The sequence below is a fragment of the Candidatus Magnetobacterium casense genome, assembly GCF_019173545.1.
In the GTDB taxonomy this organism is placed as follows: Bacteria; Nitrospirota; Thermodesulfovibrionia; order Thermodesulfovibrionales; family Magnetobacteriaceae; genus Magnetobacterium; species Magnetobacterium cryptolimnobacter.
This window is the reverse complement of the sequence record NZ_JABXWD010000178.1, coordinates 1-7,004: the sequence shown is the minus strand read 5'-3', so window position 1 is coordinate 7,004 and position 7,004 is coordinate 1. Positions and strand designations below refer to the sequence as shown.

General features: G+C 47.8%; 5 protein-coding genes. All 5 read right to left on the bottom strand.

Features of this window, described 5'->3' with window-relative positions:
* Window positions 1-159: 159 nt before the first annotated feature.
* Window positions 160-1,809 (bottom strand): hybrid sensor histidine kinase/response regulator, encoded by a 1,650-nt coding sequence (locus tag HWQ67_RS10350; RefSeq protein ID WP_218252615.1) that lies wholly within the window; start codon window positions 1,807-1,809, stop codon window positions 160-162.
* Between the two features lie 3 nt (window positions 1,810-1,812).
* On the bottom strand, window positions 1,813-3,033 hold the full coding sequence (locus HWQ67_RS10345; protein WP_218252614.1) for a response regulator: 1,221 nt from the start codon (window positions 3,031-3,033) through the stop codon (window positions 1,813-1,815).
* Between the two features lie 26 nt (window positions 3,034-3,059).
* Window positions 3,060-4,964 carry a sensor histidine kinase gene (locus tag HWQ67_RS10340; protein WP_218252613.1) on the bottom strand — a complete coding sequence of 635 codons (1,905 nt, stop codon included), beginning with the start codon at window positions 4,962-4,964 and terminating at the stop codon, window positions 3,060-3,062.
* A 56-nt stretch (window positions 4,965-5,020) separates the two neighbouring features.
* Window positions 5,021-6,049, bottom strand: coding sequence for a sensor histidine kinase (locus HWQ67_RS10335; RefSeq protein ID WP_218252612.1), 1,029 nt, complete (start codon window positions 6,047-6,049; stop codon window positions 5,021-5,023).
* A 349-nt stretch (window positions 6,050-6,398) separates the two neighbouring features.
* Window positions 6,399-7,004, bottom strand: a 606-nt coding sequence (locus HWQ67_RS10330; RefSeq protein ID WP_218252611.1) for an LA_3696 family protein, incomplete at its 5' end; no start/stop codon positions are given.

Genomic DNA, 7,004 nt, shown 5'->3' with positions numbered 1-7,004 from the left:
AAGGAATAAGACATAGAATCATCGCAAAAAAAACTGTCATGGACGGTGAGGGGGAGTTTTGTGTCTTAACTCAATAAGATTTTCACGGTAAAAGGCATGGATTCCTGCTCTCCCTCTTCAAGCCAGGGGCGGAGCCGCTGTCCTTCTTTCTTTTCCATTTCAGGCAGAGGCATCCTCCTGGGGATAATCCGTTGAAAGCAACACCCTGATTGTAGAGCTTTCTCCTTCGATGCTGTCGATTTCCAACCTGCCCTTGTGATTCTTGATAATGCCATAGCTTATGGATAGCCCCAGACCGGTTGCCTGTCCGACTTCCTTGGTCGTAAAGAACGGCTCCAATACCCTCTCCCTGACGTGCAGAGACATCCCCGTGCCGTTATCGCTCACTGAAACAACCACCGAGGCAGTGTCGATATCGTGCTGGACGGAAAACTTCAGACATTTATTGTAAGCAGTGGAGGCGGATTTTTTGACCTTCAGTTGTCTGGCCTTTTCATTGAGCGCATCCCTTGCGTTTGTGATGAGGTTTATCCACACCTGCTCCAGTTGAAAGGGTTCGCCGATGATCTTGGGCAGGCCGGGGGTAAGGTCTTTAACGACCTCTATCTCATGCAGCCTGAGTTGCTCATCCAGGAGACTGAATGCGGAGATTACCGTATCAATGACATCCACTTCCGTGAATTTCAAGGTGTCCTGACGTGCGAAAGTCCGTATATGCTGGATTATCCTGGACATGCGCTTAACCGACGTCTCTATATCATTAAGGCCTGATTCCAGCTCCTGCCTTGTCAGCTTGTCCCTCTCAAGGAGCTTGCGAAAGCTCTTGGCCACAAGGGCTATCCCCCCCAGGGGTTGATTCATCTCATGGGCGATTCCCGCCGACATCTCCCCCAAGGTGGCCAGCTTGGAGGTCTGAAAGAGCTGTGCCTGGATATGGTCAAGCTCCCGTGAACGCTCCTGTATACGCTTTTCAAGCTCTTCGTTCATCCTTGATATGATTTCGGAGGATATCTTAAGCTCCCTGGCCCTGTATAGACGGGTTCGATTGAGGTTTATTCTCTCCACGGTCTTTTTTACCGACATGAGCAGTTCATCGAGGTTGACAGGCTTGGTTATATAGTCGGCAGCGCCGGCACGAAGCGATTTTATGGCATATTCGTTGTCTTTAACGCCGGTTACCATTATGCACTCGATATCCTTGTAGTAACTCTTTGCCCGCTTGAGCACTTCTATGCCGTCCATATCTTTCATTCTTATATCCGTAATGACGACGTCTACTTTATTGAACTCAATGATCTCCAGTCCGTTTAATCCATTTGCCGCGGTGAATACCTCATAGCCCTCTCGTTCAAAAAATGACCTAAGCCTTCTTGTCACTATTTCGTCATCGTCTATGATCAGAATTGAGCTGGTGGCAATAAGCAGGTCTCTCTCTGAGAGTCTCTCCTGTGCCCTGCCCAGGGCTGCCTGAAACTCATCTATGTTGACGGGTTTTTCTATGTAGTCAATGGCGCCGTTTCTCAGCGACTGGATGGCTACATCGATGTTGCCATAGCCGGTGATGACTATCAGCTCACATCCGGACTTTATCTCCTTGACCTTACGAATAAGGTCAATCCCGTTGATGTCGGGGAGGTTTACGTCAACAAGGAGAATTCCGATCTCTTTGCGTTTTATTATTTCAATGGCCGTTTTGCCATCCTCGGCCACCTCAACGTTAAAAAACCCCCTCAGTACCTCTTTCTCTAACTGCTCCCTTATTATCTTGTCATCATCAACAATAAGGACGGTTACCTTATTGGCATTCATGCTCTATCCTTTACCCTCGGGTCTCTCCCCGCGCACTGCAATCAAGACATAGCTATCCCGTTCCTCGGCAACGATCTTGATCAGGGTCAGAGTGAGGTACGAAAACTCACCGGTTTTAATGACCTCTATGCTGCCCGGGATTTCATACAGACGGTTGATCTTTTCAGTCAGTTGATTGATGAAAAGCTCTTTTATGCCCATGTTTTTCATTTTTTTGATCAGGGCCTCATCCAACCTCTCAGGGGTATCCCCGATTATGTTTGCGAGAGACTTGTTGGCATAGACTATTGTAAAATCTCTCTTGAGTACAAGCAGCGCCATAGGGATGGCATCCAGTAACTTTCTGGCAAAATCCATCGTCTGCTGTATAACCGATTGCTGCAGGTTGATAATGACCTCCTGTTCGGCGGTTATCTGGGTGATTATCTGTTTGGCAAGTTCAAGCTCACGGTTGCGGTACCTTAACACCCTGTCGAGTTGGAGGTTTTCTATGGCCTTTTCTATCGTCACAATCAACTGGTCAAGATCGACGGGTTTTTTCAGCATGCTGATAGCCCCCTCGCGCATTGCCTGTATGGCGCTGTCCTCGTCGCCGTATCCGGTAAAGATGATAGACTCAAAATCGGTGCTTATGAGTCTCATGTGATGCAGGGCCTGAAGGCCGTTCATTTTAGGCATCTTTATATCCGTCAGGACAATATCTATTTTGTTTAATTTAAAGAGCTTTACGGCTTCCTCGCCATCTGCGGCCTGAACAATCTTCCAGTTTTCTTTCTCCAGGACCCTCACCAGGCGTTTGCGGGGTAGTTCCTCGTCCTCAACCAGCAATATGCTCGGTTGCAAGTTGTACTCTTCCCGCATAAGAAGATTTTCCTTTGCCCTTCCAAGCGCCGTTCTTAGCAGTCGAAGGTCTACGGGTTTTTTCAGATAGTCCATGACCCCTCCACGAAGCGCCGCTATGGCAACGTCCGTCTCCCCAAAGGCAGTAATTAGGATTATATCGGTATGAGGTGATAACTCCTTGATCTTGTGAACTACCTCCATGCCACCAACGTTGGGCATCTTCATATCCGTAATGACAATATGCGGCTTCTCCGAACGAAACAGATCAATCCCTACACGGCCATCCTCTGCCTCGGTTACCTCAAACCCCTCATGTTGAATGAATTTAGCCAGTTGCTTTCTGGCTACCTCATCGTCTTCTATCACCAAGACCTTGTACATTTTAATTGCCTCCATATAAAGACTACTTAAGGTTTCTTTTCGGCTATCGGCAGCACGACCCTGAATATCGTCGCCCTGCCGGCATCGCTCTGGACAGAGATCATACCACCGTGTTCATCCACGATCTTCTTTGATACGGAAAGCCCCAAGCCGGTGCCTTTGCCGGGGTCGTTGGTGGTAAAAAACGGTTGAAATATCTTATCCCGTATAGATTCGGGGATACCGGGGCCATTGTCCTCTACCTCTACGACTATGACATTGGGACAGGAGGGCAGGTTGCTGTTGGTTGTCAGGCAGGTCGTTACTTTAAGGGTTTTATCCGTAGGCGAGTCGGTTTCTGGTACATTTTTCAAGGCGTTTTTGGCGTTATTTATCAGGTTTATGAACACCTGTTCAAGCCTTATTATGTCGCCATTAATACGGGGGAGGTCGGGCGCCATGTTTTTTATTACATCGATACCACTGAGTTTCAACTGCTGCCCCAACAGCTTAAACGGCCCTTCCACTACGGTGTTTATATCTATGAGTTCCATGCTCATGACCTCGGTGCGGCGCGTGAATATCCTCATATGATCAATGATGGCCGCCATCTTATCAACCTGTTCCACGATATCGGTAAGGTCGGTTTGCAGTTCTCCGGTGTTATGGCGGCCTTTCTGTATGTCTTTAATGACCGACTGGCAGACTATTTTTATGCCATTTAAGGGTTGGTTGAGTTCGTGTGCGACACCGGCGGTAAGCTCTCCCAGGGCCGATAGCTTGGCCGACTGGATCAACTGTGCGGTGGTCTCCTTTAGTTCGTCGTTGAGCTTTTCCATATCGGAGGCACGTCGCTCAATTTGCGATCTTGACGTCATCAGTTCGTCAAACAGGCGGTGAAACCTCCGTTCAAGGACACGGAGCTGATCCCCGCCCATTGATTCAAGCGGCTGTAGGCCAAGGTGTGCCTTGGAGACGTCAGCCACATAGTCGTCCAGTTTCCTGATGCGCATGGTGATATAGAGCATGATCACGACAAAGGACAATATAAGGGCAACGGCGGTAATTATGTTAAACCTGAGGTTGCCTGAGAGCACATTTGTCCTGAGTTCTTTAACCTCGTCCATTGAAATTACAGAGACAAGCATCAGGTGAACCTCATCTTCGCCATAGTCCAGGAAATGTTTGCCGCCAAATATAAATTTATCCTTAAGGTCTTCAACCTTTGTTGCATTTGGCATCAGATCGGGTTTATTGCTTGCCACTATGGCATGGTCTGTGGCGCCGGCCAGTACCACGGTGTTTTCATAGTTGAGAGGCCCCATAGCGTCTGTAAGCAAGTTATGGTTGATGTGATGGGCTATTACGAGGACGGCCATTTTGTTGCCGGTAGCGTCCTTAACATCCTTGGAGGCAAGGACATAGCTTGCGCCGTCAAAACGTTTCATGTAGGACTGCCCCGGATACAGGCGCAGGGGTGTCAGCTCCCTGAACTCGGCAGGCAGGGGGTCGTCAGTTGCGTTATACGCCCCCCGGAGTGTGCCACCTTTGTCATAGAGCATAGCGTAGTCAAATCCTACATAAAATTTGAGCACCGATGCCTTGGGCAACCACGGGGGGAGTTCATGCTCGCCATCCGTGTTTATCGGTTTGCCGCCGTCCCATGAGGCGTTTTTTACATAGGCTATTAAGTCATAGTCGTTTGCCAATGCCCCCACGCTGTGTTGATAGCTGAGAAAGTATCTGTCAAACATCTGTCTGTTCTCTTTGCTCTGAGACTCCAACTGTTTATGCAGTTGCGCATTAAATATCTCGGCCATCATTTTTCTATGTATATGGCCTAATACCAGTAGCAGCGTTACACCCAGGATTACCATAATGGCGGCTATCTTTATTGTGAGGGAAACATTGTCCCACAATATGCTATGTCTTCGTTGTGCGGATAAGTCCATATGTCCTTTCAACCTCTATCCGTGATAGGCAGACAGAGTTGCCCTATCTGTTTCAGTTACGGTGTGTCGGTTTTTGATTTCTTAAAAACAATCTTGTAGACGGTTCCTTTTGTGGTGTCCACCTCGATACTGCCCTTTAGTTTTTTCTTTACCAGGTCGTGTACCAACTGCATACCTAACGACCTCGATTTGCTCAGATCAAAGTCCTTTGGAATACCAACGCCGTTATCGCCAACCAGCAAGACGTAATTGTCGTTGTCATCTTTTTTAAAGCTGACAAATATCTCACCAGGAGCGTTGTCCGGAAATGCGTATTTCATTGAATTTGAGACGATCTCATTGATGATCAGTCCACAGGGGGTTGCAATGTCAACGTCAATGCCTATGTTTGCGATATCTACGTCCAGCTTTAAGACCGGTGTGCTTGGATGAATGTCATAGGAGTTGACAAGTTCCGTGCAGAGTTCGCTCACATACTCCTCAAAGTCGAGCTTTGACAGATCGTCGGACTGATACAGCTTTGTGTGGATGGTGGACATTGCCTTGATGCGGTTAAAACTGTCCACGAAGACGTTGACGATGCGTCTGTCGGTTATATTTGCCGATTGCAGGCTCAGGAGGCTCGTGATTATCTGGAAGTTGTTTTTGACCCTGTGGTGGATTTCCCGCAGGAGTGTTTCCTTGTATTCTGCCGATTTGCGCCATTGCTCCATGCCATGCTTGTACAGCGCCATCTTGATCATTATATGTATCTCTTTGTCGGTGGAGGGTTTTACAATGTAGCCATAGGGTTCTGTTATCTTTGCACGTTCCAGCAGTTGTTCATCGGCGTATGCGGTCATGAATATTATGGGGATATTAAATCGTCGGGATATCTCTGCGGCAGTATCTATGCCGTCCATGGCGCCCTGGATTGCTATGTCCATCAGTATGATATCGGGCATGTCTGTTTCGGCCTTTTTGATGGCTTCCTCAGACGACGGAACCACCGATGTAATTATATATCCCAGCTTCTCCAGTTTACGCGTCAAACTCAACGCAATGATCCCCTCATCCTCCACGATTTGTACCCTTGCCTTGTCCATTTGACCTCTTGCTCCTTAATCTGTCATTGAGTGTCCGGGAGAGTAATTGCACAGCCCTTAACACACCAACAATACCGTACAATAAATCTGACAGAATTGTCAATGTAAAAAAATGCTATCGCTTAACCCCATTGAAATGTGGTATGCTGATCGGATTCGAGTTTTTTCGGGTATCAAAATTGCCTGCATACAAGAAAGAAAGGGGCGGCTCCGCTTCTTGGCGCTCCAGGTCGCACCTGGCCCCCTTCAGAACCCCCTGCAAGGGGACCAGTCCCCTTGATCCCATTATTTCACACTCAAATATCATGCCCGAAAAAACCCGTGTCATTTTAGTATACCAAGAAATAGGTTAGTGCATGAAAAACGTCTTAACTATAAGGGATATCATGCCGGCCAGCATACCGCCCAACATCAACTTGAGCAGTACCATTTCACCGCTAATCTTGGCAACGTCTTCCCTGATCTTGGCGCTGTCTTCCTTGACCTTTGCGATTTCTTCCCTGAGTCTGCCCTCTGTTTTGTTGACGTCTTCCTTGACCTTTGCGATTTCTTCCCTGAGTCTGCCCTCTGTTTTGTTGACGTCTTCCTTAACCTTTGCTATGTCTTCCTTAACCTTTGCTATGTCTTCCCTGAGTCTGCCCTCTGTTTTGCTGACGTCTTCCTTAACTTTAGTTATATTTTCCTTGAGTCTGGTCTCTACCTTAAACAAGTCTTCCTTAGTAGCCAAGTCTCTCCTGGTGTCCAGACCCGCCTCGCTGATGACCTTGGCAAAAGCCTCAACTGCCTCGTCTCCTAACTTTTCTCTTAATATTCGTGGTATCGTTATTACGCTCATGGATTTATTATACAACCGTGTCAGCGAAAACGCAAGTCGGGTGAGTTTGGGTGCATACGTACAGGGAATCCTCCCCAAAAAGCATGGTAAAAGGTTTCGCAGGAAGGGGTCAAGGGGACT